Genomic DNA, 26,995 nt, shown 5'->3' on the forward strand with positions numbered 1-26,995 from the left:
ACGCTGCGGGCCGCTACGCGATCGGGGAGATCCCCAGCCATATCCGGCTGAACGCGTACCGCGCCGCCTCCACCTCGGCCCGCTGGTCGGCGTGCAGCACGCCGAGCGCGTACCCGGTGGTCGGGGTGATCCGCGGCGTACGGGCGGCCGACGCGGCGGCAGCGGCGGCAGCGGCGGCGTCCCGGTGCCGGTCCAGCGCCCGCCCGGCACCGTACAGCCGGCCCGGTTCCGGGATCCCGGACGGCGGCTCGGGCAGCGGCTCCAGCGCGTACCGGCACACCCGCAGCAGCCCGCGCGCCTGGTGCCAGGGCAGGTCCTGCTGCTCGTCGACGGGCGCGTCGACCAGCGTCGCCCGCAGCGCGTGGGTGTTGTACGGGTAGCCGGCGAGCGCCAGCGGCAGCGCCTCGACCGCCTCGGCCAGCCGCCGGTAGGCGTGCTCGGCGAGCGGCGGCAGCAACTGGTCGGCGGGCGCCGAGGCGGCCGAGGTGAGCGGCGGATCCGAGGCGAGCAGCGCGACGGCGTCGGCCACCGCGTGGAACCGTGCGGAGCCGAAGGCCTGCAGGGTGGCCGAGTGCGCCCGGGTCCTGGACAGCGTCAACTGCCGCTCCAGCAAGGCCCCGGCGCGTGCCGCCCCGATCGCCAGCGGCCCACGCCCCGGCGGCCCGGCGGGCCCCTGCGGCGCCGCGGGCGCGGAGAGTACGGGTCCGCGCCGGGCGCCCGACCGACCGGTGCCGCGCCGCCCCGGCCCGTCCCCGGCCGCCACCGGCTCGCCGGGACTGTCCGGCGCACCCTCACCGGTCACCGACCCGGCATCGTTGTCGGGGCCCGGCACACCGGAGACCAGCCGGTGCAACGCCGTGCGCAGCCGGGCCAGATCGGCGCCGTACCGCTGCTCGCGCGCCAACGTGCCGCACAGCCAGCGCAGTTCGGACCGCAGTGACTCCGCCCAGCCGGGGTCGACCAGCGGCTCGTAGGTCAGCAGCACCGCGCTGATCCGGCGCGACGCGTGGCGCAGCGCGCGTGCCCCCGCCGCCTCGTCGTCGGTGCGCAGCCGCAGCCCGCGCAGGAACTCGGCCGCGTGCTCGCCGAGGTAACCGGCCAGCACCTCGCCAGCCGTGCGGCCGGCCACCGGGGCGATGACGGCCGGAGCGCTGTCAGGGTGTCGCTGGGCCACGCCGGCGCCTCCGCGCATCGATGAGCATTTCCTGTACGTGTCGTAGCGGACGGCCTTCGGCGTCCGTGCTGTGCCGGGTCCAGTTGCCGTCCGGGCCGAGGTGCCAGGACGCGGTGTCGTCCGAAACCCCCGTCTCCACAAGGCGGTTGAGGGCGGCGCGGTGCGCCGGGTCGGAGACCTTGACCAGCGCCTCGATCCGGCGGTCCAGGTTGCGGTGCATCATGTCGGCGCTGCCCAGCCACACTTCGGGCTCGCCGCCGTTGCCGAAGACGAACACTCTGGAGTGCTCAAGGAAGCGCCCCAGGATGCTGCGCACCCGGATGTTCTCCGACAGGCCCGGCACGCCCGGGCGCAGGGCGCAGATGCCGCGCACCCATATGTCGACCGGTACGCCCGCCCGCGAAGCGCGGTACAGCGCGTCGATCACGGCCTCGTCCACCATGGAGTTGACCTTGATCCGGACGAACGCGGGGCGTCCCGCGCGGTGGTGCTCGACCTCCTTCTCGATCCGCGAGATCAGCCCGTCGCGCAGCGAGCGCGGGGCGACCAGCAGCCGGCGGAAGGAGTTGCGGCGCGAGTAGCCCGACAGCCGGTTGAACAGGTCGGACAGGTCCGCGCCGACCTGCGGGTCGGCGGTCAGCAGCCCGAGGTCCTCGTACAACCGGGCCGTCTTGGGGTGGTAGTTGCCGGTGCCGACATGGCTGTAGCGGCGCAGTACGTCGCCTTCCTGGCGGACCACCAGCGACAGCTTGCAGTGCGTCTTCAGCCCCACCAGGCCGTAGACCACATGGCAGCCCGCCTCCTCCAGCTTGCGCGCCCACTTGATGTTGGCCTGTTCGTCGAAGCGCGCCTTGATCTCCACCAGTACCAGCACCTGCTTGCCCGACTCCGCGGCGTCTATCAGCGCGTCAACGATCGGGGAGGTCTCCGAGGTGCGGTACAGCGTCTGCTTGATCGCCAGAACGTCCGGGTCGGCGGCGGCCTGCTCCAGGAACGACTGCACGGAGGTGGAGAACGAGTCGTACGGGTGGTGCAGCAGCACGTCGCGCTCGCGCAGCGCGGCGAAGACGTCCGGCGGCGAGGACGTCTCGACCTCCGCCAGGTCGCGGTGGGTGCCCGCCACGAACTTCGGGTACTTCAACTCGGGCCGGTCGAGCGCCGCGATGCCGAACAGGCCGGTCAGGTCCAGCGGACCGGGCAGCGGGTAGACCTCGGCGTCGGAGACCTTCAACTCCCGTACCAGCAGGTCGAGTACGTAGGGGTCGATGGACTCCTCGACCTCGAGGCGCACCGGTGGGCCGAAGCGACGCCGCATCAGTTCCTTCTCCAGCGCCTGGAGCAGGTTCTCCGCGTCGTCCTCCTCGACCTCCAGGTCCTCGTTGCGGGTCACCCGGAACATGTGGTGCGCGAGCACCTCCATGCCGGGGAACAGCTCCTCCAGGTGGGCCGCGATCACGTCCTCCAGCGGGACGTACCGCTGCGGCCCGGCCTCCAGGAAGCGCGAGAGCAGCGGCGGCACCTTCACCCGCGCGAAGTGCTGGTGCCCGCTGGCGGGGTTGCGCACCACCACGGCCAGGTTCAGCGACAGGCCCGAGATGTACGGGAACGGGTGCGCCGGGTCCACCGCCAGCGGGGTCAGCACCGGGAAGATCTGCTGGCGGAACAGGGTGAACAGCCGCGCCTGCTCCTTCTCGGTCAGCTCGTGCCAGCGGATGACGTGGATGCCGTGCCCGGCCAGTTCGGGCGCGATGTCGGTCTGGAAGCAGGCCGCGTGCCGGGCCATGAGCTCGCGGGACCGGCTCCAGATCTGCTCCAGCACCTCGCGCGGCTGGAGCCCGGAGGCGGACCGGGTGGCCACACCGGTGGCGATGCGCCGCTTGAGACCGGCGACGCGCACCATGAAGAACTCGTCGAGGTTCCCGGCGAAGATCGCCAGGAAGTTGGCGCGCTCCAGCAGCGGCGTCGCGGGGTCTTCCGCGAGCTCCAGAACGCGTTCGTTGAACGCCAGCCAACTACGCTCCCGGTCCAGGAAGCGGCTTGGCGGAAGCTCTGCCTCCGCCGCACGGGGCGCGGCGGTGGTGGCGGGAGCGCCTGTCTGGCCGAGATCCGGAACGTCGTCCGGGTCGCCGTCCAGGTCGGGTACGCCCAGGCTGCGACGGGCTCCGATGGAGCCCAGGGAAGGTGTGTCGGCCGTAGGGGACGGGTTTCGCGCGGGCATCAAAATGCCGGCCTCCTCCACTTCCGGTAGGTGTTCCCCATTCTCCCGCTTCGGGAGCGAAACCGGCAGGTCGGACGTGTCGGGGCCAAGAAGTCGCATCTTGTGGGGGCGTCCGTCGCGATGCGCGCGTGGGGTCGGCACAGCGGGCTGCATTCACCGATGCTCGCAAGGCAGTTTGAATCACCGGTAACGGCAACATGGCGTCCTGTTTAGCGGGGCGCATCCCAAAGATTTTTCCGCCACGCGGACGTGCGGGTCCGCTGACGAAAACCGCCCCGCCACGAGGGCGCACCCCCGCGGGATCAGGTCTCCGTCCGGTACATCAGATCCACCTCGTGGGTGGTGAACCCAAGCCGTTCGTACACCGTGACGGCCGGAGCGTTGTCGGCGTCGACATACAGCATCGCGGTCGGCATCTTCCGCTCGTACGCGAGGTGCCGCAACCCCGCCGCGGTCAGCGCCTTGCCGAGGCCCGTGCCCTGCTCCTCGGGGGCGACGCCCAGTACGTAGACCTCGCCGAGCTTCTCGTCGGCATGCACCTTGGTCCAGTGGAAGCCCACGATCCGCTCACCACGCACCGCGAGGAGGAACCCGGACGGGTCGAACCACGTCTCGGCCTTGCGGTCGTCCAGGTCACGCTGGGTGAGCGAGCCCTGCTCAGGGTGGTGTGCGAACGCCGCCGCGTTCACCGCCAGCCACTGCGCGTCGTCCTCCCCGGGCCGGAACGTCCGGAGCCTGACGCCCTCCGGAAGCACCGGCTCCGGCAGCGCCGCCCCACCCGGCAGCGGGCGCCGCATCTGCCGCAGCTCCCGGAACAGCGCCAACCCGAGCTGCGCGGCGAGATGCCGGGCGGCGGCGTGGCCGCCGTGCGCCCACACCCGCAGCCGCTTGCCGGACAGGTCCAGCAGCGCGTGCCCGAGCGCCCGCCCGTGGCCGCGCCCGCGCGCACCGGAGTCGATGACCAGCTCGGCGGCGGGCGCCTCGACCGGGTCGCTCTCCTCCAACTGCGCGTACCCGGTGAGCCGTTCGCCGACGTACAGCAGCAGATGCCGGATCCCCGGGCGCCGTCCGCCGCGCAGGTTCAGCCGTCCCTGCTCGGAGACCGCGGACTGGCCGTCCTGGGCCGCCGCACGCTCGATGAGTTCCAGCACCTCGCGGGCGGTGTCCGGCGGCACCTCGTCCAGGGTCTCGATCCGACGCGGTGCGGCAGGCTTCGCTGGGTCCGTCATGGTTCAGAGTTTAGGCGGGCCGCCCACGGGGTTCCGCAGATGCCGCATCAGCTGCTCCAGGTGTGCCCAACCGGCGGCCGAAGTCCCGTCACCCAGCTCGTAGTAGAAGCCCGGGGCCGCCGCCCCCAGGGTGTGCGGCGCCTGGCCGAGCGGTGGACGGCGGGCCCGGTCCAGACCGATCTCGTCGACCTCCGCGGGCCCCACCGCGAACGCGAGCGGAACCGGAAGCGCCTCCAGCCGGGCGGGCACGGTGAGGTCACCGCGCGCCGACCGACGCTGCACCAGCAGGTTCCGCAACCCGTACCGCGAGGTCAACTCATCCGCCAGGGACCGCAGTCGGTCGGCCGGCGGAAGGCCGCCGTCGGTGCCGCCGACCACCAGGCTGATGTCCTCCTCCACCCCGTCCCGCGTGCGCGCCACCCGCATCGTGGCGTGCGCCGGGCGGTCCTGGCCGCCGACCACGACCAGCCAGGTGCCGTCCGGCGCGCGGCCCCGGGCCAGCGCGGTGATCTCCTGCCGGGACCAGGGCGAGCCCACCGGCTCGGCGGTGCCCCAGCCCACCGGGAGCGAACCGGTCAACGCCCGCCAGGCGCTCTCCAGGGCGCCGCCGAGCACCAGTTGCTCCTCGGCGGGGTGGCAGGTGCGGAACGACAGCAGCAGTTGCCGCTCGTCGGTGGCGACGGCGCCGAGGAACGCCTCGGCCGGCCCGGCTCCCTCGACCGGCCGGAACGCGCCGTCCCGCCAGTGCAGTTGGGCACCGGACAGGCCGTCGTGGTAGCCGCCCGCCTCATCGCGGATGACCCAGCGGTGCGGCGGGCCGGACAGCGCCAGCCGGGTGGGCAGGCTCAGCCGGGAGCCCGCCGGGGAGACGATCTGCAACGCCCGGTTGCTGCCGACACAGGCCCGCAGCACATCGGAGAGCCAGGTGGTCATGGCGATGACCGGGCGCTCCTGGATCACCACGGCCACCCGGTCGGTGAGCACGTCGACGGCGGGTTGCGCGGCGGCCGGTGCGGGCGCCACCGTGGCGGTGCCGTCCAGCGGGGCGTCCGGCACGTCGGCGGCGTCCGGCGGCCAGGTGGTGCCGTCGAGGTGGCGGGCCAGATGCCCGGCGAACGCGGCGGCGAGCCGCTCACCCCCGGGCACCGCGGTGGAGGCCCGCGCCTCGGTCCACCACAGCGGGGTGCGGTCGTCCGCCTGCGGCCCGAGCAGCCGCCGGGTCTCGCCCGGCACCTCCACCAGCACCGGCGCCTCCACGGACAGCAGCGGGCGGCCCGCGTCGTCGCACAGCTGGACGACCGCGCCGTCCGCCAGCGACTGGAGCCGCAGCTCGGGCCCCGCCGCGAGCAGCGCACCGGCGATCGTGCGGATGTCCGGCATCCGCGGGGTCAGGGCGATGGCGTCCTTGGTCACGTGGCGGGGTCCTCCGGGACGAGCGCGGTCTGGATCAGGCGCGGGGCCTCGCCGCGACGCACCAGGGTGCCGCGTCCGGCGGGCTGGGCCGTGGCGTACAGGTTGGAGAACAGCTGGCCCTCCGACCGGTCCCCGGACAGCAGCAGCCCGGTGGTGCCGCTCTCCCGCAGCGCGAGCAGGAACGGGTCGTACAGCCCGCGCGCCGCGCCGGAGACCCGGCGGGTGACCACGAAGTGCAGACCGATGTCGGGCGCGGACGGCACGTAGGGCAGGAACGGCGCCAGCGGCTGCTGGCCCGCGGTGGTCAGCACGTCGTAGTCGTCGATGAGCACCACGATCCGCGGGCCGGTGAACGTGGCGCCGTCCGTCAGCTCCTCCGGGATCCGCTTGTCGAGTTCTCCCGCGATGCCGGTCGCCAGCCCGCCGCAGACCCGGGTGTTGTGCGCGTAGCCGCCCCGGTACGGCTCGGGCACCACCTCGCGCAGGCCGCGCCGCGGATCCATCACGGCGAACACCAACTCCTCGTCGGAGTAGCGGTCCAGCAGCCCGCGGGCGATCAACCGCAGCAGATTGGTCTTGCCGCACTCGTCGTCACCGAGCACCAGCAGGTGCTGGTCGCGGTCGAACAGATCGAGCAGCACCGGGGCGAGCGCCGTCTGGTCCACGCCGATCGGCACCCTGCGCGGCTCGCGGCCCACCGACGGAAGCGCGCCGGCCGACAGCCGGGTGGGCAGCACCTTGACCGGCTGGGCGGGCTCGCCGGGCCAGGCGTCACCGATGGCACGGGCGGTCCGCTCCACCACCGCGCCCAGCCCGTCCGCCGTGGCCAGTGCGTCGATGCGGGGCAGCGCTGCCTGCGCGACCAGCTTGCCGTCGGTCAGCACCCGCCCGGGCTGGTCGGGGGAGAGTGCCCCGGCCAGCTTGCGGTCGATGCTGGAATCGCTGGGGTCGTTCAGCCGCAGTTCCATCCGGGTGCCGAAGGTGGACTGGGCGGCGATCCGCACGTCGTTCCAGCGCAGCATCGCCGCGACCACGTGGATGCCATAGCCGCCGCCGCGTTGCAGCAGGTCGGTGACAAGGCCGTCGATGTCGTCGAAGTCGTCACGCAGCGCGCCGAAGCCGTCGACCACCAAAACGATGTCGGTGGACGGCAGTTCGCCGAGCTGACCGGCGGCCCGCGCCGCGCGCAACTGCTCGACGGAGTCCACACCGTGCTCGCGGAAGATCTCCTCGCGGGCGGCCAGCATCCCGCGCACCTCCTCCGCGGTGCGCCGCACCCGCTCCCGGTCCGAGCGTCCCGCGACACCGCCCACGTGCGCCAGCCCGGACAGCGCCTGGAGTCCGCCGCCGACCAGGTCGAGCCCGTAGACCCCGACCTCCTGCGGGGTGTGCGTCAACGCCAGCGACAGCACGAGGGAGCGCAGCAGCGTGGTCTTGCCGGACTGCGGCCCGCCGATGATCGCCGCGTGCCCGCCCGCCCTGGTCAGGTCCAGGTGCCAGGGCCCCTGCCACTGCCGGGTCGGATCGTCCAGCAGGCCCAGCGGCACCCGCATCGGCCCCGGCCGCCGCGTCAGGTGCAGCCCGCGGGCGGTGAGGTCCACCGGACCGGCCACCGAGTCCAGGGTGAGCGCCTCCGGCAGCGGCGGCAGCCAGATCCGCCGCACCGGCTCGGCGGCGCGGCGCAACTGCTCGACCATGACCGACAGTTCGGTGGCGCCCACGGTGCGCCGCGGCACCACCGGCTCGGCGTCGGCGGCGCCCGGCTCGGGGGCGGCGAGGGTGTTGTACGCGGGGTAGGGCAGCGCGCTGGGCCCCTCGGCTGCCTCCTCCTGCCGGGTCGGGCCGCGGTACGGGCCGGAGACGTACCCCGCCTTGAACCGCTCGTACGCGCTGGTGTCGACCTTCAGGTAGCCGAAGCCGGGCAGCGGCGGCAGATGGAAGGCGTCCGGGGTGTCCAGCACCGTGCGGGACTCCTCGGGCGAGAAGGTGCGCAGCCCCAGCCGGTACGACAGATAGGTGTCCAGGCCCTTGAGCTTGCCGCCCTCGATGCGCTGGCTGGACAGCAGCAGATGGACGCCGATGCTGCGGCCGATCCGGCCGATGGACAAGAACAGCTCGATGAAGTCCGGCTTGGCCGTGAGCAGTTCACCGAACTCGTCGATGACCACCAGCAGGTGCGGCAGCGGCGGAAGTTCGGGGCGCACCGCGCGCTCCGCCGCGTACTGCGAGATGTCGGCGACGTTCCCCGCGTCCTTGAGCACCTGCTGACGGCGCTGGATCTCGCCCGCCAGGCTGGCGTGCGCGCGCTCGATCAGCCCGGCGTCGTTCTCCAGGTTGGTGATCAGCCCGGCCACGTGCGGCAGTTCGGCGAACGGCGCGAAGGTCGCGCCGCCCTTGTAGTCGACCAGCATCATCGACAGCGCGTCCGGCGGATGGGTCACGGCCAGCGCCAGCACCAGCGTGCGCAGTAGCTCGCTCTTGCCGGAGCCGGTGGCGCCGACGCACAACCCGTGCGGCCCCATACCGAGTTCGGCGGACTCCTTCAGGTCCAGCAGCACCGGCTGCCGGTCGTCCGCGACCCCGATCGGCACCCGCAGGAAGCCCCGCTCCCCGCGCGGCGCCCACAGCCGCTCCAGGTCCAGCGCGGCCGGATCGTCGATGCCCAGCAGAGCGGGGAAGTCAAGCGGACCGCTGACCGGCCCGTCCTCGGTGACCGAGTCGGCCGAGAGCCGCAGTGGGGACAGCATCCGGGCCAGCCCCTCCACCCCGGCGATGCCGACCTCGTCCACCAACCCCTGGGAGATCACGGGCCGTTCACCGCGCAGGTCCTCCACCGTGGCCTGGCCGTCGGCGGTGGTGATCCGCACCGCCACCTGACCCGGCTCGGCCACCCGCTCGGCGACCAGGTGCAGCACGGTGACGCCCATCGCCTCCAGCGGCACCGCCTCGTCGGTGCGCGGCAGTTCGTCCGCGACCGCGCCGTAGCCGTCGCTGATCACCAGCAGTCGGGGCGTCTGCGCCAGCGCGCTCTTGTCGGACAGCCCGCGCCGCACCTCGGCGGCGTACGCGGCGCGCTGCCGCAGGTCGTCGCGGAGCAGTACGCCGAGCTGGCCGAGGTCGGGGGCGATCCGGCGGGCCGGTACCGGACCGTCCAACTGCTCCGCGTCGACCGCGTGCGGCAGCCACTTCAACCACTCCCAGTCGGCGAGCCGTTCGGCCGGGCAGGCCAGCGCGATCGCCACGTCGTCGGGCGCGTGGAACACCGACGCGTGCGCCAGCAGGGTGCGCACCGCACGCAGCACGTCCTCGCGCGGGCCGACGACACTGACGTTGCCCGCCCGGTCCAGCGGCACCGGCAGCGGCAGATCGCTTCCGGTGCGGTAGCGGTGCAGCAGCGCGTTGGCCTCGTTGAGCATGAACGGGTCCGGCGGGGTCAGCACGCTGCTGCCCGGCTTGGCCAGCGTCAACTCGCGCACCGCCAACTCGCCGGTGCCGATGCGCACCTGGAGGAAGTCCCGGTCAAGGCGGCGCCGCTCCCACAGCCGGGCCGGGTCGCGCACCACGTCGTAGAGCGCCTCCGGCGGCGGGTTGAGTATCCGCGACGCCTCGCGGTGCGCCCGCTCGTCGGCCGCCAACTCCTCGCGCAACTGCTCCAGGTACTCCAGGTACCGCTCGCGCTGGGAGCGCCGGGTGCGCTGCGCCTTGCCGCGCTGCGACAGCAGCAGCCCCATGCTGCCCAGCACGGTCACCACCAGCACCATGGCGCCGACGGCCGCGTACTGCCCGCTGCGCAGCACCGTCATCATCACGACCGAGCTCATCACCCCGGCGATCGGCATCAGGGTGTGCGCGGCGCCACCGGTCTTGCCCTCCGGCAGGTTCGGCGGCGCCTCCACGGTGCGCGGCTCGCTGCCGACCAGATGGCGTGTGGTCCGCGCCGGACGGTGCACCAGCCGGATCGTCATGACCGCCTCCGGAATACGGGGTTCTGGTACGTCACCTGCGCACGGCCCGGTCCAGCAGCTCGGCGCCGAGCCGCGCGGTGGCGTCCCGCGTCTCCTGCCCGAGCAGCGACAGCCGTACCGCCCCGCCCGCGGCCAGATGCCGGTCGTACGGCACGTGCACCACCGGTGTGTCGCCGACCCGCAGGTACCGCATGGCGGCTTCGAGGTCGATCGCGGTGTGCGGCGAGGTGGAGTTGAGCGCCACCACGGTGCCGGGCAGCATCGGACGCGGCACGCTGCCCATCCACTCCAGCACGGTGCGCGCCGCCGCCACGCCCTCCACCGTCGCCGGTGCCACCAGCACCCGGGCCTGCGCACCGGCCAGCGCGCTACGGGCCAACTCGCCCGGCAGCGTCTCGCAGTCCACCACCGTGATCGCGAAGTAGCGGCGCAGCGCCACGGCCACCGTCTGGTACTCCGCCAGGCTCACCTGCGCGCCGATCTGCCCCTTGCTGCCCGGCAGCAGCCAGCCGCCCTCGGGCAGCCCGACCAGGTACCCGATGACCTGGTCGAACCGCATCGACGGAGCCACCACCCTGGCCACATCGCCCATCGTCCAGCGCAGCGACGGCGCGGCCAGCCGCACCGGCAGTGTGCCCAGCGTCGGATTGGCCTCCATCACCAGCACCGGGTCGGGCCGGTAGTGCGCGTACGCGGAGCCGAGCAGCGCGGTGACGGTGCTCTTGCCCGCCCCGCCGTGCACGCTGGTGACCACGATCTGCCGACCGGTGGTGATCGGCTGCTGCAACTGCCGTGCCACACCGGTGACTTCGGCGGTCTCGCGGGCCGCCGAGGAGAACACTCCGCCCAGCGCGCGCTTGATCCGGCGGCCCGCCGAGTCGCCCTTCTTGGGCTTACCCGTGAGCAGCGCCGCAGCCTCCGGCGGCAACGTCGGTGCGGGCGCGGGCGGTTCAGGGGCGGGCGGCGGTACGTCGGCCACCTCCGGCGGCGGGGGTACGGGGGCCGGGGCCGCCGGTGGCGGGGTGGGCTCGGAGGCCGGTGTGGCGACATCGTTGAGCACGGCACGCTGCCAGTCGTCCTCGGGCACTCGCGGCCCCTCCCCTCTACTCACGTGAACGTCCTACCCGAAGGCGCCGAGCAGTTGCCCGTACACCCCGAACACGCCGAGCACCAGCGGGAACAGCGCCACCACGCTGAGCGTCTCGGCCAGGTCCATCGCCCGGCGCAGCCGTACCCGTACGTGCTCCGGCGGCTCGACGGCCAGCACCACCAGCGGCAGCAGCGCGGCGGCACACATCACCAGCACCGGCCAGGCGTGCGCCGAGTGCGCCAGCCACACCGCGACCAACCGGGTCAGCAGCACCCCGGTGGCCGCCTGCAACGCCACGACCTCGGCGATCAGCGGGAACGCCCGGGAACGGGAGAGCAGCGCCACGGCCAGCAGCACGGTCATCGGCACGGTCCAGGCGTTCGGCGCGGCCAGCAGCAGCCAGCCCGCCGCCGCGCAGGAGGTGGCGACGGTCACCGTCGCCACCGACAGCCCGCGGTGCGCGGCGGCCAGCGCGGTGTTCACCTCGTACCGGCTCACCGACGCGCCGCCCGCCCGCCGGTCGTCCAGCCGGGTCAGCCCGGCCGCCACCAGCGCACAGCGCGGCAGCACGCCCAGCGCGACGACCGAGGCCACGGTGAGCACTCCGCCGAGCCGCGCCTGGTCCACCGCGCCGTGCGCGGCGCCGGTCAGCGCGGCGACCGCCTCCCACGCCGCGCCGGTCAGCGTCAGCGCGCCCGCGCCGACCAGACCGCCGCGGCCGACCGGGGAGAACAGCCCGAGCAGCGCGAGGGTGAGCACCAGTACGCCGACCAGCCCGCCCCAGTGCGCGGCGACCGGCCAGCCGTGTGCGTCGGACAGCGCCCAGGTGCCGCAGCCGCCCAGCGCGCCGCCGGTCACCATCAGGGCGGTGCCCAGACCCCGGTTGCCCACCTTGGCGGTTACCGCGCCGCCCGCCAGCGCGGCGGCGCCGATCGCCAGCAGCCAAGGGGCGACGGCGGTCGCGCCCACATCACCCCAGGCCAACAGCGCGGCGACCAGGCCCAGTACGAGGACCAGCGCCCCGGCGGTCCACCGCCGGGCGGCGGGCCGCCAGCGCCAGGCCCGCAGGTCCAGGTCGTCCGCCACCTCGTCGGTGACGTCGTGCACGACGGGCGCCGCGGGCGCGTACTGGGTGCGCACCAGGCGCAGCACCGCACCGTCCGCCACTCCGGCGGAGGCCAGCGAACTGTCCTGCGGCAGCACGGTTCCGTGCGCGGTGACCAGGTGGCGGGGGACCGGCGGCGAACTCACCGCGTCGTCCAACAGCACCAGGACTTCGGGGAGCAGCCGTCCGATCGGCTCCTCTGAGGGCAGCACGAGATCCACGCGTCGCCGCTCACCCACCAGGGTGACCCGACTCAACCGCGTAGCACGCTTGGCCCCCGTACTCACCATTTCGCCGAACCTATCATCGCGGCGAGCCGCTGGCGGGGCCCGGGGACGAGGTGACCGGCACCAGACCGGGCTGCGTCTGGTGCGCCAGCCGATGCGAGACGAACGACCACCCCACACACCCCGCACACATCACCGCCGCCAACGCCACCCCGGCGAACGCCTTGCGCAGGTTCTCGTCGGTGCTCCGCCGAGTCCGCATCGCCCCGTGCAGCAACGCGTCCCGCAACCGCCTCCGCCGCACGGCCACGGACTCAAGAAGCTGACTGTCGAAGTCGCGTGCCATCGCTTTCCGCTCCGCTGGGTGTGTGGGGTGACGAGGGTAGCCCTCCCCGGGGCGCGGCAACTACGGCTGGTCGAGCTCGCCTGCCTTGATCTTTTGCAGCAGGCTGGCGAGGTGGGCGGGGGTGGTGGTGACGATGGCCTCCGGGGCGTCGCTTTCGCGGAGGTGGATCCGCGGTGTTCTGCCGGAGGATATGGCGACGTTGACGCAGTTGGCTGCCCTGTCGCTGTAGGAGGACTTTTGCCAGTCGAGCGCGAGCACTTGCGTTCCTCTCACGTGTCCTGTGCTATCTGGCGGATCAGGTCGCGGGACTTCTCGGGCGGCAAGGAGCTTCCCTCCATGCGATCCAGTACGGAACGGTAGTTGGTCAACTGCGTTTCTGAATCAAGGAAGTCGCAGCCGTGGTCCGTGTCCAGTTCGACGGTGTCGAGCTGCGGCACGGGGCCATAGGCGTACGTGATGGATTGGCCCGACGGTGTGAACGCAGCGGCGCCAAAGGGAATCACGCGGATCGTGATGTTGTCCTGCTCACTCGCCTCGATGAGGTACTCAAGTTGTCGGCGGGCGACCTCCGGCCCACCGCGTTCCATCCGTAGAGCGGCTTCATGGACGATCGCTGTGTACTGCATCCGGTCGCGGTAGAGCACCGCCTGCCGCTTGATGCGGAACGAGACCAGATGCTCCACCTCGTACGGCCGCAACGGCGGAACGGTCTCACGCAGACCCGCGCGAACGTGGTCTGCGGTCTGGAGCAGGCCCGGGACGTGGACGATAAGGCCGATACGCAAGGCGGTTGAGTGGTGTTCGAGTTCAGCGAGGTCGAGCAGGGCGTTCGGCAGCAACTCCTGGTACTCGTCCCACCACCCGCGTGTGCGTCCTCCGGTCATCGCGGCCAGGGCGTCGACCAGTTCCCTGTCAGGGCACCTGTAGTTCCTTGCGAAGGTCCGCACGCGATCCGCACTCACGGCGTAGCGACCGGCCTCGATCATGCTCATGCGTGCCTGGTTGACGCCGTGAAGCCTGGCTGCGTCGGTGGACGACAAGCCCGCTCGTTCGCGGAGTTTGCGCAGTTCGGCACCGAGACGCTGCTGCCTCAGAGTCGGTGGTTTGCCGGTCGGCATCGTTCTCCCCCTCGCTGTCACCCACAAGAGGTCACTTGAGAGTTATCTCTCCGAATGAATGGTAGATCTATCACGACCTCTCGCTATGTTGTGACGCAAGCCACTCCACTCTCCTCAGGAGCCATCGTGGACCTCTGGACGTACACGCTCCAACTCCCGCACGACGCACGTGCGGTACGCATCGCACGCCTCACACTCCGTACCGTACTGACCACTCACGGCCTGGGCGAACTCCTGGACCCGACAGAGCTGCTGACCAGCGAACTGGTCACCAACGCCTACCGCCACTCCAGCGGCCCGTCCCTGCTCCGCGTCCGCAGCATGGCTAACCGGCTGCGCATCGGCGTATGGGACACCAATCCCACCATCCCGCCACCGTTCGCGAACGGCACGCTCCCGGTGCCGGAACCGGACAGCGAGCAGGGCCGCGGCCTGATGCTCGTACGGCGTTGGGCGGACAACTACGGCGGATACGAGATGGGCGAGGAACTCGGCGGCAGACGAGGCAAGTTGCTGTGGTTCGAGATCCTGAGGCGCGACGCGTTCGACATGGCGGCGTGACCGCCGCAGCGGGCAGGCCTGTTTGAATGGCGTGCGATGAGCAGCCCATACAACGCAGAACCGCCCCGCTACCCAACTCCGCCCTACCCGGGCCAGGCCCCGTACCCGCCCATGGGCGGAACCCCGTCCGGGGCGTATCCGCCACCGCCCATGGGCTACCTACCGCCGGAGGCGTGGCCCGCCGTGCAGCAGGATCCGCGTAACCCACCGGTGCTGGCCAACCCCGGTCAGCGGCTGGGCGGTCACGCCCTCGACTTCCTGTTCGTCTTCCTGGGCGCCGTGCTCGTGGGCATCGTGTTCCTGCTCATCGGCCGGGCGACGGGCCGCCCGGGGAGCGCGCCGGAGAGCGGCGCGCTGCTGGTGTGCCACCTAGTGGTGATGCTCGCGTTCGTCGTGCTGTACGACCCGGTACAGACCGTCCTGTGGGGCCGCACACTGGGCAAGCGCTGCGCGGGCACTCGCGCCGTCCCACTGACCAGCCCCACCGAACGCCTCGGCTTCGGCCAGGCCTTGGGCCGCTGGCTCCTCCACCTGGTGATGACGTTCATCCCGTTCGTGGGCCTGCTCAACGCGCTGTGGCTCCTCTGGGACCGCCCGTTCTACCAGTGCCTACACGACAAGGCCGTACAGACGGCCGTCATCCGGCAGCGGGGCTAGGGGGCCTCGGTACGGCTTTCGGCCTCCTTCGCTACCGCCACCCGCCGCTGAGGCTGTCGGCAGGAGAGGGGGGCCAGGGCCTCAGTCGTCGATGCTCAAAGCAAGCACGGCAACGTGCGAACTGGTCACCAGCAGGAAGTCCCTCCGCCAGACAGCGCGGTGGTCATCGTTGCCGGTCAGATCAACTAGCGTGGGGGCACGAGGTGCGCCGGGCCCGATTCGCCCCGCTGAGCGCCTCCTCCAACCGCCTGCCCGCCTCACCCACGGCGCGCTGCACGTTCGCCGTGAGGTCGAGGACGCAGCGCGACTTCGCAGCGGTCAGGGACGTACTCAGTGCGCGGTTGAACGTATTGCGCCAACGCAGTTACTGTTCCGTCAGGTTGAGATCTCAGGTTTCGAACTCGCCCAGCCAACTGCGCCGTAGCAGATGCTTAGGCAGGTATTCGGACTCGACCTCGATGGGCACACCGGCGTCGTAGGCGAGGCATGCAATGGCCAGCGGTCCGAGCGCGACCAGGCCCTCGCTGCTGGTTGCCCGCTCCTCGTCCTTGGTCCAGTACTCCTTGTGCCACTGCAGGGCCTTGGCCAGCTCGGAGTTGAACTGCTCGTGGTCCTGGCGCAGGAAGCGGTAGAAGAGGTTGATCGGCGGATACAGGATCTTCAGGATCAGTTCACGGTCGGCGACCTGCAGCACCTCGGGGTCGGTTCCCTCCATGGCAGCGACCAACTTGTCGCCCAGTTCCGGCCGTTCGAGCCAGTACGCCTGGAGCGTGTCCACCCATGAGTAGATGTACTCGTCGAACACCGCACCGGATTCGCGCAGTACGTCGATAGGGACGTTGCACAGCTGGGTCATGCGAGCTTGTTCGCGGCAGATGATGGCAAGCCAGAATGAGGTGATCCAGTTTCCGGCATCCGTGTAGTACTGGACGCCGGTGGCTGGGATCGTCCTCGTTTTGTGCGCGACCCGGCACTGCACCGTGTCCTCTGTTGCGGTCGCTGACGCGAACATCGCGGAACCGATCTGCATGGCCGCGACATAGGCTTCCCACGTCTCAAGCTCGTTCGCCGTGGGGTCGAGGACACAGCGCGTCTGGGCCTCGGTGAGGGCGGCGTCCAGTGCACTGTCGAAGTCGGGCGACTCTTCCAGGTCGGCGATTTCTTCCTTCGTGCCCTCGCTGAGCACCTCTACGCCCCGTGCCGCATTGGCGGTGGGGAATTCGTGGCGTGGCACGATAACAGCCACTTGTATTGCTCCTCTAGCCGATGTCGAAGTGCTTCATCAAGTAACCAGCATACTCGCTTCCGTTGGGCACCGCCTTGACCAGTACGTAATCGACCTTGCCCTGTTTGAGGGCCTTGCGTAGCTGCCGCTCAAGTGCTGCTTCCTGCGGATCGGTAGCGGCCCGCTTGCGCATTTCCTTAAGGATGGTCTCGAAGTATTCCCGCGTCCCTTGCTTGACGCTGCGGCCGGTGAGGCCTTGGCGATGTCCGAGTTCGGCCCTAGGCGAACCCTTGGCCTCGACGACCACGTAGTGTCCGTCGTGCCGCTGCCATATCTGGTCGAAGCGGTTGTTTCCCGTCGCCCGGTTGTCGACCCGGACCGCATCCGGATAGTGGTGCGGTATTGCGTGGTATTCGGCTGAGTTGTCCCCAAATTCCTCGCTCGCCTTGTTCATCGCGGAATGCAGGGGGCTGTGAGATTCCTTTGCCTGCTCCAGGTGGTTGTGCGCTGCCTCTATGGCGTTGGCGTCGTGCGTGTGTTTGGCGGCCTCGTGTGCCTGTTTGGCCGCGTCCAGGTGGTGCTCCGCGGCCTGATCTGCCGCGACTGCGTGGTCTCGTCGGGCGGCTTGTTCATCGAGCTGGCCGAGATGTTCAGGGGATACCGTCGCCCTGTCTCCGACTATGGGATTGACGTGCTTGTACTTCGGCGGGATTGGCGGCGGGGCATCGTCTGCTGCGATCCACCCCTTGGGATGCTGTGCGTCGGGTGTGACCTTCTTCAGCTTCGCCAGCGGGTAGCCGCTCTCGTCAGTGTTCTCAATCCTGTGCCGATGGCCGTCGACGTTGTAATGCTTCTTGAACCACTCGGGATCGTGGTTGGCCTTTTGGACTTGCTGCCGAACGACTTCGCGCTGCTCGTCTTGTGTGAGTTGGTCGTACGGGCGGTGGCCGTGGTGGCCACCGGAACCACCGTGGTCATGCTCGCCCGGCACTGAGTGGTCGCCTGGAACATCAGGGCCGTGGGTCGGCCCTGAGGGCACGTGGTGCCCTTCGGTACCCGATGGAACGTTGCTGCCGGAGTGGCCGGGAGCGTGTTCAGTGGTGGTTGTGCCGTGACCTCCGCCGGCCGAGTTGTGCGCGTCGTGACTTGTTTGGGTGAAACCATTCTGTGGCTCGCGGCCCCCACCAGTGCTGTTGTGTACCTGGTGGTCCGTGTGGGCCATCGCGTTGGGTGGCTCGTGGTTGCCGCCGCCGTGGCTCATGTCGGACGGAACGTTTCCGCCGTCGTGGCCGAGAGTGGGGGCGAGGTCGTGGCTGCCGCCCCCCACCGTGACCAGTTGGCGTTCTGCGGGTACCTCGACGTGGACGTCGGTCGTCGGGGCCGTGGCGCGGTCCGTCGCGGACGGCTCGTGTACCGGCTCGTGGACGGTCCCGTCCGGTGCGTGGTAGTTGAGGTTGGCGTCGATGTGACCGCCGTCGGGCAATGGGACGGTGCCGTCCGGCAGGGAGCCGAAGCGGGCCTTGAGTGCGTCGACGTTGATCAGGCCCTTGACGTTGAAGACGGCCTGGTCCTTCAGGCCCTTCAACGCGTCCATGGCGGCGGCTACCTTGGGGAGGTCGCCGATGCCCTTCAACGCGACGCCTGCGCCCTTGGCGACGTAGGTCATGGGGTCGATGAACTTGCCCGCCTTGCCCAGCACGCCGACGACCTTGCCGACCGTTCCGGCCTTGGCGGCCACGCCTTCGCCGCCCGCCAGCAGGGTCAGGGCGTTGAAGACGACGCCTCCCGCGGCGCGGGCGGGGTCCTTGCCCCATTCGTCCCAGGCGACCAGGCTCTTGCCGAACGCGCGGGTGGTCTTGCGGCTCTCCTGTACCCAGCCGGGCAGTGCGGAGTCGGGGACGAGGTAGCCGAACGGGACGGAGTAGCTGGCCAGGCCAACGGCCAACTCGCCGAGGCCCTTCCAGGAGTTGACGAAGGTGTCCCAGCCTTCCAGTCCGACCAGCCCGCCCAGGCCCTTGAGGGTGCCCCAGATGCCGTCGACGATCAGGCCGTCCCACACGAAGGACTTGGCCCAGTGGTCGATGCGGTACCAGTGGTACTTCAGATCGACCGCGTCACCCCACGGCAGGCCCTTGGCGCCGTCGAGCTGGTCGGCGGTGTAGCCGTACATGTTCGACTTGTTGCTGCCGTCGTTGTGCACGTAGCGGGTGCCACCGAAGATCGCGTCGATCGCGTTGGCGCAGCGGATCTCGGCGTCCCAGAAGGCGGCGACGGCGGCGTCGACCTGCTTGCGCAGATCGTTGTTGCGGTCGACCTTGTGGCTGTCGTACTGCCAGTCGTGGTCCTTCTTGGCGTCCGCGACGAACGCCTCGGCGTCCGAGCGCAGTTGCTTGAGCTTGGCCGCGATCGGCTTGACTTCGCTGGCGTACGTGGACAGCGCCCCGGCGACCGTCTTCAGGTCGTCACCGAAGGTCTTGCCCGCGTCCGCGACCGGTTTGGTGGTGGCGAAAAGCTGCTCGGCCTCGGGGGCTTCGTAGAACGCGGACAGCCCCTGGAAGGTGGAGTGGACATCCGAACCCGTCCCGGCGATCGCACCCGCGTCGTTGCGCAGGTCGGTGACGTCGGATTCGAGTTGGTCGACGTTGCCGGTGAACTGGGGTATCTCCTCGGGCTTTATCAGCTCGCCGCTCACTTCTTGCCCCCAGCGGGCGGCAGGGCGACTGGAGGCGGTGTGGTGTCCTTCAGCGCGTTGCTCTGCGCCTGGGCGGCCATCTCCAGATCACCGTTGAGGTAGTCCTTGGTGGCATCCACCGCGCCGGTCAGCGACTTGCCGCTGCGCTCGGCCATGAACTCCAACTGGCCCTTGGTGGCTTCGGCGAAGTTGGACAGCGCGAGTGCGACCAGGCCCATGCCGTCCTTGCCGCCGTAGTCGCCTGAGCCGCCCTTGCTGATCGTGCCCGCGTCCTTGGCCGCACTTTGCAGATGGGTGCCGTATGCGGTGACCTGGTCCTGAAGACCCTTGGCGATGTCACCGGTCTTACCCACCACCGTGCTCACACCGGCAGGATCGATGTTCCACCTACCCGCTGGATGCGACATACCGCTGCCGCCCCTCCCCGTGAAATCCCCGTAAAACAGGTAAACCTAGCGGCTGACGCCAGAGCGCGCCGTCAAGGCCACCAGACGTCAGCCGATACCGTCCACTGCCGACTTCGCGTGCGACAGCGTCTGCTGCGCCGTGCCGTCGTTCTTCTCCAGCGTGGAGCGCACCAGGTGGATGATCTGCCGCACCTCGTTGGCCGCGCGGTTCCACCGCTGTTCCTTGCCGTGGTACTCGTCCGAGACACCGTCCGCCTGGAAGTCGGCCATCGCCGCCTTCACCTGCTGGTCCCGCGCGTTGATCACCGTCTCCAACTGCGAGATCACACCCGCCAGATTCGTCTGCGCCTCGGCGGACGCACCCGTGTCATAGCTACGACGGTCAGCGTTACCCATGAACCCAATCCCCCTGTGTCTCAGCGGCCGGAGAACCGGGCCGCGTCGAAGTTCGCCGAACCCATCGCCGACCGCGCGTCATCCGACATCTGCGTGTCACCCGTGGTGAACGACTTGTTCATGCCCGACTGACCGCCCAGGATCGAACCCAGCGAACTGTTCAAATCCGCCGTGATCCGGTCCGACTGTGCCTTGAACGCGTCAAACGCCGCCTTCCCCGCACCGTTGAACTTCCCCTCCAACGGCTGCGCCGCAGCGATCAACTGCTTGATCAACGACCCCAGATCCTCACTCGATCCCTGGGTCTGCTTGATCAACGTGGACAGGGTGGTGTTCCCCATGTCGAACTTCACATCAGCCCCCGATGCTTTTCGGCCCCGGCCTTTCAGGCCAGTTCCATTCTCCCATCACCACGTCCATCCCAGCGGTTCGGTTCCCCCTCGGTCAACCCGGTTGCGCCGACCGTCCCGGGTCACTCAGGCGGCGCCGCCGACGTGCCCGGTAGGCGGACGACCGCCACCGTGCCGCCGCCAGGCGCGGATTGGAGCGCGACCTCGCCGCCCGCCTGTTGGACGGTGCGGGCGACGATGGACAGGCCCAGGCCCGATCCGGGCAGGGCGCGGGCGGACGGGGAGCGCCAGAAGCGCTCGAAGACGTGCGGGAGGTCCTCCGGGGGGATGCCAGGTCCCTGATCCCGTACGCTCAACTGGCCGTTGACCAGCATCACTTCGATGGTGCCGCCGGACGGGCTGAACTTCACCGCGTTGTCGAGCAGGTTGACCACCGCCCGCTCCAGGGACGACGGCTCGGCGCGTACGTACCAGGGCGTGAGGTGCGCCTTGATGGTGAGGTCGGGGCCGCGCAGCCGGGCGCGTTCGAGGGCGTGCTCGGCCACCTCGTGCAGGCCCACGGTCTGGAACGGGGCGCTGCCGGGCACCGCGTCCGGACGGGACAGCTCCTGTAGGTCGCCGATGAGCAGGGCGAGTTCGCTCATCTGCGCCTTGACCGAGATGAGCAGCGCCTTGCGGTCCTCGGGCGGCAGCGGCCGACCGGTCTCCTCGCTGCGGGCGAGCAGCTCGATGTTGGTGCGCAGCGAGGTCAGCGGGGTGCGCAGTTCGTGGCCCGCGTCGGCGATCAGCTGCTGCTGGCGCTCACGGGAGGAGGCCAGTTGCGCGGTCATCGAGTTGAACGCCGTGGACAACCGGGCGATCTCGTCCTCCCCCTCGACGGGGATGCGGACCGCCAGGTCCTCGGTGCGGGCGATGTGTTCGACGGCGTCGGTGAGTCGGTCCACCGGGCGCAGGCCCGCGCGGGCGATGCCCAGACCGGCGCTGGTGGCGCCGATGACTCCTATTCCGGCGACGACGACGAGGATGACGGCGAGATGGTCGAGGGGTTTGGTGATGTCCTTCAGTGGACGTGACACGGAGACGGCGGCGGGTTGCCTGCCGATACCCGGCTGGAACACCGGCATCACCCGGGTGTAGACCCGTACGACCTCTTTGCCGTCGGTCGTCTTGGCGTCGTGGAAGACGGGCCGCGACCCGGCCTCCCACGTGCCGAGGGCGACCGTGTTGGCGACGGCCAGGTCCCACCGCGTCACTTCGACGGCCTTGCCCTCCACCACGCAGGCCGGCCCGGCCGGTTGCACGACCTGTACGTACGTCTCGGGACCCACCACCGGTCCTGGGCCGGGTTTGGAGTCGGGGGTGCACAACGACCGCTCAGTGGTGAGCCGGGGGTTGGTGCTCGCCAGCGACTTGTCGAACTGGTTAAGCAACTGCCGCTGCGCGGTGAACCACGCCGCGACCGCCACGGCGGCGACCGCGAACCCCACCGCCGCCGCGACCAGCAGCGCCAACCGGGAGCGCAGCGGGAGTGCCTTGAAGCGCCAGCGTCTGAGCAGGCGCAGACGGCTCATGGCCTGGCCTCGGCGGAGCGCAGGACGTAGCCGACACCGCGCACCGTGTGCACCAGTCGCGGCTGGCCACCCGCCTCGGTCTTGCGGCGCAGGTACATCACGTACACATCGAGGGAGTTGGAGCTGGGTTCGAAGTCGAAGCCCCACACCGCCTTGAGGATCTGTTCGCGGGTGAGCACCTGGCGCGGGTGGCTCATGAACAGTTCGAGCAGCGTGTACTCGGTGCGGGTCAGTTCCACCGGGCGGCCCGCGCGGGTGACCTCGCGGGTGGCCGGGTCCATCCGCAGGTCGGCGAAGACCAGCGCGGCGTCCTGGGGGGTGTCGGCGGCGCTGGCGGCCGCCGCGGCCGCGTACGAGGTGCGGCGCAGCAGGGCGCGCAGCCGGGCCAGCAGCTCGTCCAGCTCGAAGGGCTTGACCAGGTAGTCGTCCGCACCGGCGTCGAGCCCGGTGACCCGGTCGCCCACGGTGTCCCGCGCGGTGAGCATCAGGATGGGCGTGGTGACGCCGTTGTGGCGCAGTCGGCGGGCGGTGGTGAGACCGTCCATGCGCGGCATGAGCACGTCGAGGATGATGGCGTCCGGGCGGTACGCCTCGACCTGTTCGAGCGCGGCGAAGCCGTCGGCGGCCAGTTCCGTGTCGTACCCCTCGAACGCGAGGCTGCGACGGATTGCCTCGCGTACCGCGGGCTCGTCGTCCACGACCAGGATCCGGGACGGCTGTTCGCCGCTCTCGGCGGGGCTCATCGTCTGCGTACCTCGCTGTCGCTCGTAACGGGTGTGGGGTCCAGCTCACGGCCTGCGCGGCTTTCGCTTCAGCCTCGCACGGATGCGGGGGCGGTGCGTCGGCGCGCGGTGGCGTGCTTGGTCGTACGTCCGCGCCGTGGCGCGGTGGCGGCGATCTCCGCGGGGCGGGTGGCGGGTACCGAGCCTGCCAGCGCGATCGCCAGGTCGAGATCGGCCGGGCCCGCGCTGAGCCCGGGGTGCACGGCACGGTGGACCGGGACGGTCGAGCGGTCACCGCCCGAGCACCAGGTTACGGCGGCGGCCAGGGCGTGGCGGGCGCGGTAGGCGCCGACGGTGAGGCGGGCCATGAACGGCTCCTCAGCTGTTGTAGCTGATGTGGTTGCTGTTGAGGAACGACTTGACGGTGTTGATCGGGATGGCGAAGCCCAGGCCGATGCTGCCCGCGTCGCTGGACGAGCTGCCGCTGCCGGAACTCGGCGAGTACATCGCGGAGTTGATGGCGACGACCTGGCCGCTCAGATTGATCAGCGCGCCACCGGAGTTGCCGGGGTTGAGCGGGGCGTCGGTCTGTATCGCCTTGTAGGTGGTGGTGTTCCCGCCGACCTGGCCGTTGTACTGGCCGCCGCCGAACTCGAACGGCCACTGCTGTCCGCCCCCGCGGCCCCAGCCGCCGAAACCGTTGCCGTTGCCGGAGTCGCCGCCGCTGGAGTCGCCGCCTTCGACCGGTACGGTCACATCGCGGTTGAGCGCGGAGACCACACCGCTGGTGACGGTGTTGGACAGGCCCTCGGGGGAGCCGATGGCGACCACCTGGTCACCGACGGCGAGCGAGTCGGAGTTGCCGAGCGTGGCGGTCGGCAGCCCGCTGACGCCCTGAGCCTTGATCACCGCGAGGTCCTTGGAGGCGTCGGTCGCGATGACCTTGGCGGAGGCGCTCTTGCCGTTGGTGAAGTTCACCTTCACGGTGTCCGCGCCCGCGATGACGTGGTTGTTGGTGAGGATCGTGCCGTCGGAGCCGAGGACCACCCCGGAGCCGATCGACTGGCCGGAGCCGGTGTTGGCGGTGATCTCCACGATGCTCGGGCTGACCGCGGAGGCCACGGCGCTCACGCTGCCGAGGGACTTGGCGGAGGTCGGGGAACCGACGACGGACGACGAGACGGTGTCGGTGCGGGTCGCGTTGCCTATCAGCACCGCGGCGCCGCCGCCGATCAGACCGGAGGCCAGGGCGACCGCGGCGACCAGTGCGACGGACCGGCGTGAGCGCCGGGGCCTGGGGCCGCCGGGCTCGGCCAGCGGCTGCGACGGGTGGTAGGGCGGCGGGGGAGGGTACGCGCCGCCGGAGAGGCTTTCGGCACTGTGCTGCGAGCCGCTGCTGAAGTGGGTGCTGTCCGTCATGGCAATGACTTTCGGCGCTGATCATGAGAGCCGTCTGAGCGCCAGCTGAGAAGCCCGACAGAAGTAGTTATGCCCGAAATAAAGGCCGCGGCCTACCTGTTGCCTACGTCGCGCAGCCGCAGGAGCGGCGGATCACCAGACGCGACGGGAACTGCTTGAGCCGCTCCCTGCGCGATCCGGCGAACCGCAGCCCGTCGTCCAGCACCAGGTCCACGGCCGAGCGGGCCATCGCCTCGCGGTCCGAGGCCACCGTGGTCAGCCCGGGATCGGTCAGTGCCGCTTCCTTCACGTCGTCGAAGCCGGCGACGGCCAGCTCGCGCGGCACGTCGATGCGCAGCTCCCGGGCCGCCCGCAGCAGGCCGATCGCCTGGTCGTCGGTCGAGCAGAACACGGCGGTCGGCCGGTCCGGGCGGGACAGCAGGTCAAGACCGATCCGGTAGGCGTCGTAGCGGTTGTAAGGGGCGTTGATGAGGCGGCCCTGCGTGGACCGCCCGGCCTCCTGCATCGCGCGTCTCCAACCCTCGACGTGGTCGGTGACCGGGTCGCCCACCGTGGGGGTGCCCTCTATGCCGCCGAGGCAGGCCACGTACTCGTGGCCGTGTTCCAGCAGGTGCCGGGTGGCCAGCTGCGCGCCGCCGATGTCGTCGGTCACCACGGCGACGTCGTCGATCGCCGCGGGCCGCTCGTGCAGCAGTACCACCCGGGCGTCCCAGGCCTCGATCTCGGCCGCCGCGTTCTCGCTCGGACCCTGGCTGATCAGGATCACGCCCGCCACCCGCATGCCGAGGAAGGCGCGCAGATAGTGCACCTCGCGCTCGTCGAGGTAGTCGGAGTTCCCGGCCAGCACCATCTTTCCGCGCTCGGCGGCGGCCCGTTCCACGGCGTGCGCCATCTCCGCGAAGAACGGCTGGCGGGCGTCAGGGACGATCAGCCCTATCAGGTCGGTGCGGCGGCTGGCCATCGCCTGGGCCACCCGGTCCGGGCGATAGCCGAGCTGTTTGATCGCCGCGAGCACGCGTTCGCGGGTGGCCGGTGCGACCGGCCTCGGTCCGTTGTTGATGACGTAGCTGACGACCGCGGTCGAGGTCCCCGCAAGCCTGGCCACGTCGTCGCGCGTCACCTTGGGCACGGGCGTAGTCTACGCGGGTGAACCGCCGACTTTACCGGCCGTCTTCACCGGTCGTGCGGGCGGTCGGCCCGGCGCCCGCGGCGGCCTCCTCCCGCGCCGCGTTGTTCCGTTCCGGCGCGGCCCGTCCGGTCTGCTTGGCCTGGGCGGCCTTGGCCTCCTCGGTGGCGCGCTCGACCTTCTCCGGTACGACGAAGCGGTAGCCGACGTTGCGGACGGTGCCGATCAGCGCCTCGTGCTCGGGACCGAGCTTGGCGCGCAGCCGCCGTACGTGGACGTCGACCGTGCGGGTGCCGCCGAAGTAGTCGTACCCCCAGACCTCCTGGAGGAGCTGGGCGCGGGTGAAGACCCGGCCCGGATGCTGGGCGAGGTACTTCAGCAGCTCGAACTCCTTGAACGTCAGGTCCAGGACCCGGCCCTTGAGCTTGGCGCTGTACGTGGCCTCGTCCACCGACAGGTCGCCGGTGCGGATCTCCAGCGGGCTGTCGTCCGCGGTGATCTGCTGGCGGCCGGTGGCCAGCCGTAGCCGTGCCTCGACCTCGGCCGGACCCGCGGTGTCCAGCAGTACGTCGTCCACGCCCCAGTCGGCGGTGACCGCGGCCAGACCGCCCTCGGTGACGACCAGGATCAGCGGGCAGCCGGGACCGGTGGACCGCAGCAGCTGGCACAGGCTGCGGATCTGCGGCAGATCGCGGCGGCCGTCGATGAGGATCACGTCGGCGCCGGGCGTGTCGACGAGCGCGGGACCCTCCGCGGGGGCGACGCGCACGCTGTGCAGCAGCAGGCCGAGCGCGGGCAGCACCTCGGTGGACGGCTGCAGGGCGTTGGTCAGCAGGAGCAGTGAACTCACCGGAGGCTCCCCTCCGTCGTCCGGTCAAGGCAGGGGCACGGCACGCCGGACGCGCTGTGCCCACCCAGCCGGCGTGGCCCGGCCGTGCCGTCGGCTGTATACGGCGTCGTATACGCACCGTCTGAAGTACGTGTACTGCCCGGTTTGCTCATTCGCGAACCCTCCTCGGTCCCTGCGAGGACGTGGCGCCCTGCGGCTTTTGGAGTGCCCGAAAGCACGAAAGGACCCGGGGGCGGCGCTGCCCGGATCCTCTTGCCTCAGGAGAATAGCCGACATGGACGCCACGGGTGAGAACGAGTTGGCACGGTTCGGTGTTTCCTCGATCACTTCACGTAGTCGGCAATACACCCGAAAGAGACCCTCTCGTCACATCTTGTTGACACGGGACGGGGTGCGGATCGAGGCCGGGCACCAGGGCGCGCTGGACGGTTCCGACGACCTCGCGGTGGTGCTGGCGCACGGCTTCACCGGCTCGCTCGACCGGCCCGCGGTGCGGCGCGCGGCGCAGGCGTTCCGGGGGTTCGGCGGGGTGGTCACGTTCTCCTTCCGGGGGCACGGCGGGTCCGGCGGACGCTCCACGGTCGGCGACCGGGAGGTGCTGGACGTGGACGCGGCGGTGGGCTGGGCGCGTCGGCTCGGGTACCGGCGGGTCGCCACCGTCGGCTTCTCCATGGGCGGTTCCGTGGTGCTGCGGCAGGCGGCGGTGCGGGAGGCCCCGGTCGACGCGGTGGTGTCGGTGAGCGCGCCCGCGCGCTGGTACTACCGGGGGACGGCGCCGATGCGGCGGTTGCACTGGGTGGTGACGCGTCCGGTCGGCCGCACGGTGTCCCGGTACGGCCTGAAAACCCGGATCCACCCGGAGGGGTGGGATCCCGTTCCGGTCTCCCCGGTCGAGGCGGTGGGGCTCATCGCGCCCACGCCGTTGCTGATCGTGCACGGGGACCGTGACGCGTACTTTCCGTTGGACCATCCCCGGTCGCTGGCGGCGGCTGCCGCCGGTGCCGCGGAACTCTGGATCGAGCCGGGCTTCGGCCACGCGGAGAACTCCGCGTCCGCGGGGCTTCTGCGGCGGATCGGGGAGTGGGTGACGGACCGGTGCGCGGTGGCTGAGACCTAGCAACCGCCCACCCCTCT

Annotated in this window: 24 protein-coding genes; 3 read left to right on the forward strand and 21 right to left on the reverse strand. The window is 70.8% G+C overall.

Annotated elements, in window-relative coordinates; all coding sequences use genetic code 11:
* Positions 1-13: 13 nt before the first annotated feature.
* The 10 genes from P3G67_RS26645 to P3G67_RS26690 all read right to left on the reverse strand — a co-directional run bounded on the left by P3G67_RS26645 (position 14) and on the right by P3G67_RS26690 (position 13,885).
* Entirely contained in the window at positions 14-1,174 is a 1,161-nt protein-coding gene (locus tag P3G67_RS26645; RefSeq protein WP_269858421.1) for a CHAD domain-containing protein, read from the reverse strand.
* Positions 1,155-3,392 (reverse strand): RNA degradosome polyphosphate kinase, encoded by a 2,238-nt coding sequence (locus P3G67_RS26650; RefSeq protein ID WP_276095776.1) that lies wholly within the window; start codon positions 3,390-3,392, stop codon positions 1,155-1,157. Before P3G67_RS26650 ends, P3G67_RS26645 begins: the two co-directional genes overlap by 20 nt.
* Positions 3,393-3,694: 302 nt before the next feature.
* The gene (mshD, locus tag P3G67_RS26655; RefSeq protein ID WP_276095777.1) at positions 3,695-4,621 is read right to left on the reverse strand and encodes a mycothiol synthase; all 927 of its coding nucleotides are present in this window, start codon (positions 4,619-4,621) and stop codon (positions 3,695-3,697) included.
* 3 nt (positions 4,622-4,624) lie between these two features.
* A complete protein-coding gene (locus tag P3G67_RS26660; protein ID WP_276095778.1) occupies positions 4,625-6,034 on the reverse strand; it encodes a DUF6177 family protein in 1,410 nt (469 codons plus the stop codon).
* Positions 6,031-9,999 carry a type VII secretion protein EccCa gene (gene eccCa, locus P3G67_RS26665; RefSeq protein ID WP_276095779.1) on the reverse strand — a complete coding sequence of 1,323 codons (3,969 nt, stop codon included), beginning with the start codon at positions 9,997-9,999 and terminating at the stop codon, positions 6,031-6,033. Before eccCa ends, P3G67_RS26660 begins: the two co-directional genes overlap by 4 nt.
* Before the next feature lie 31 nt (positions 10,000-10,030).
* Entirely contained in the window at positions 10,031-11,110 is a 1,080-nt protein-coding gene (locus P3G67_RS26670; RefSeq protein WP_276095780.1) for a hypothetical protein, read from the reverse strand.
* A 9-nt stretch (positions 11,111-11,119) separates the two neighbouring features.
* Positions 11,120-12,484: an EsaB/YukD family protein gene (locus P3G67_RS26675; protein WP_276095781.1), complete on the reverse strand. Its 1,365-nt coding sequence runs from the start codon at positions 12,482-12,484 to the stop codon at positions 11,120-11,122.
* Positions 12,485-12,497: 13 nt separating this feature from the next.
* Positions 12,498-12,767, reverse strand: coding sequence for a hypothetical protein (locus P3G67_RS26680; protein WP_276095782.1), 270 nt, complete (start codon positions 12,765-12,767; stop codon positions 12,498-12,500).
* Positions 12,768-12,827: 60 nt separating this feature from the next.
* Positions 12,828-13,025, reverse strand: coding sequence for a DUF397 domain-containing protein (locus P3G67_RS26685; RefSeq protein ID WP_276095783.1), 198 nt, complete (start codon positions 13,023-13,025; stop codon positions 12,828-12,830).
* An 11-nt stretch (positions 13,026-13,036) separates the two neighbouring features.
* Positions 13,037-13,885, reverse strand: coding sequence for a helix-turn-helix domain-containing protein (locus P3G67_RS26690; protein WP_276095784.1), 849 nt, complete (start codon positions 13,883-13,885; stop codon positions 13,037-13,039).
* Positions 13,886-14,011: 126 nt separating this feature from the next.
* Here P3G67_RS26690 and P3G67_RS26695 point away from each other — a divergent pair, with 126 nt between their 5' ends.
* Together P3G67_RS26695 and P3G67_RS26700 are read left to right on the forward strand one after the other, a co-directional pair.
* Positions 14,012-14,446, forward strand: a complete 435-nt coding sequence (locus tag P3G67_RS26695) for an ATP-binding protein (protein WP_276095785.1) — start codon at positions 14,012-14,014, stop codon at positions 14,444-14,446.
* A gap of 36 nt (positions 14,447-14,482) precedes the next feature.
* Positions 14,483-15,103 (forward strand): RDD family protein, encoded by a 621-nt coding sequence (locus tag P3G67_RS26700; protein WP_276095786.1) that lies wholly within the window; start codon positions 14,483-14,485, stop codon positions 15,101-15,103.
* Between the two features lie 388 nt (positions 15,104-15,491).
* On the opposite strand, the gene P3G67_RS26705 is transcribed toward P3G67_RS26700, so the two are convergent.
* The 11 genes from P3G67_RS26705 to P3G67_RS26755 form a co-directional block, all read right to left on the reverse strand.
* Positions 15,492-16,349 (reverse strand): immunity 49 family protein, encoded by an 858-nt coding sequence (locus P3G67_RS26705; protein WP_276095787.1) that lies wholly within the window; start codon positions 16,347-16,349, stop codon positions 15,492-15,494.
* 13 nt (positions 16,350-16,362) lie between these two features.
* On the reverse strand, positions 16,363-19,020 hold the full coding sequence (locus tag P3G67_RS26710) for a hypothetical protein (protein WP_276095788.1): 2,658 nt from the start codon (positions 19,018-19,020) through the stop codon (positions 16,363-16,365).
* Positions 19,017-19,427, reverse strand: a complete 411-nt coding sequence (locus tag P3G67_RS26715; protein WP_276095789.1) for a DUF6507 family protein — start codon at positions 19,425-19,427, stop codon at positions 19,017-19,019. Before P3G67_RS26715 ends, P3G67_RS26710 begins: the two co-directional genes overlap by 4 nt.
* Positions 19,428-19,514: 87 nt before the next feature.
* Positions 19,515-19,823 carry a pore-forming ESAT-6 family protein gene (locus tag P3G67_RS26720; protein WP_269858435.1) on the reverse strand — a complete coding sequence of 103 codons (309 nt, stop codon included), beginning with the start codon at positions 19,821-19,823 and terminating at the stop codon, positions 19,515-19,517.
* Between the two features lie 20 nt (positions 19,824-19,843).
* Positions 19,844-20,176 carry a hypothetical protein gene (locus P3G67_RS26725; protein ID WP_269858436.1) on the reverse strand — a complete coding sequence of 111 codons (333 nt, stop codon included), beginning with the start codon at positions 20,174-20,176 and terminating at the stop codon, positions 19,844-19,846.
* 119 nt (positions 20,177-20,295) lie between these two features.
* Positions 20,296-21,744 carry a sensor histidine kinase gene (locus tag P3G67_RS26730; RefSeq protein ID WP_276095790.1) on the reverse strand — a complete coding sequence of 483 codons (1,449 nt, stop codon included), beginning with the start codon at positions 21,742-21,744 and terminating at the stop codon, positions 20,296-20,298.
* Positions 21,741-22,487: a response regulator transcription factor gene (locus P3G67_RS26735; RefSeq protein WP_269858438.1), complete on the reverse strand. Its 747-nt coding sequence runs from the start codon at positions 22,485-22,487 to the stop codon at positions 21,741-21,743. Before P3G67_RS26735 ends, P3G67_RS26730 begins: the two co-directional genes overlap by 4 nt.
* 68 nt (positions 22,488-22,555) lie before the next feature.
* The gene (locus tag P3G67_RS26740) at positions 22,556-22,834 is read right to left on the reverse strand and encodes a hypothetical protein (protein ID WP_276095791.1); all 279 of its coding nucleotides are present in this window, start codon (positions 22,832-22,834) and stop codon (positions 22,556-22,558) included.
* Between the two features lie 10 nt (positions 22,835-22,844).
* Positions 22,845-23,885 carry a S1C family serine protease gene (locus P3G67_RS26745; protein ID WP_276095792.1) on the reverse strand — a complete coding sequence of 347 codons (1,041 nt, stop codon included), beginning with the start codon at positions 23,883-23,885 and terminating at the stop codon, positions 22,845-22,847.
* 103 nt (positions 23,886-23,988) lie between these two features.
* Positions 23,989-25,014 (reverse strand): LacI family DNA-binding transcriptional regulator, encoded by a 1,026-nt coding sequence (locus tag P3G67_RS26750; RefSeq protein ID WP_269858441.1) that lies wholly within the window; start codon positions 25,012-25,014, stop codon positions 23,989-23,991.
* Between the two features lie 31 nt (positions 25,015-25,045).
* Complete coding sequence (locus P3G67_RS26755) at positions 25,046-25,861, reverse strand: response regulator transcription factor (protein ID WP_276095793.1); 816 nt, start codon at positions 25,859-25,861, stop codon at positions 25,046-25,048.
* A 274-nt stretch (positions 25,862-26,135) separates the two neighbouring features.
* Between P3G67_RS26755 and P3G67_RS26760 the strand changes: the two genes are divergently transcribed.
* Complete coding sequence (locus P3G67_RS26760; RefSeq protein WP_391858356.1) at positions 26,136-26,978, forward strand: alpha/beta hydrolase family protein; 843 nt, start codon at positions 26,136-26,138, stop codon at positions 26,976-26,978.
* Positions 26,979-26,995 lie beyond the last annotated feature (17 nt).

Source organism: Streptomyces silvisoli, assembly GCF_029269905.1.
Classification (GTDB): domain Bacteria; phylum Actinomycetota; class Actinomycetes; order Streptomycetales; family Streptomycetaceae; genus Streptantibioticus_A; species Streptantibioticus_A silvisoli_A.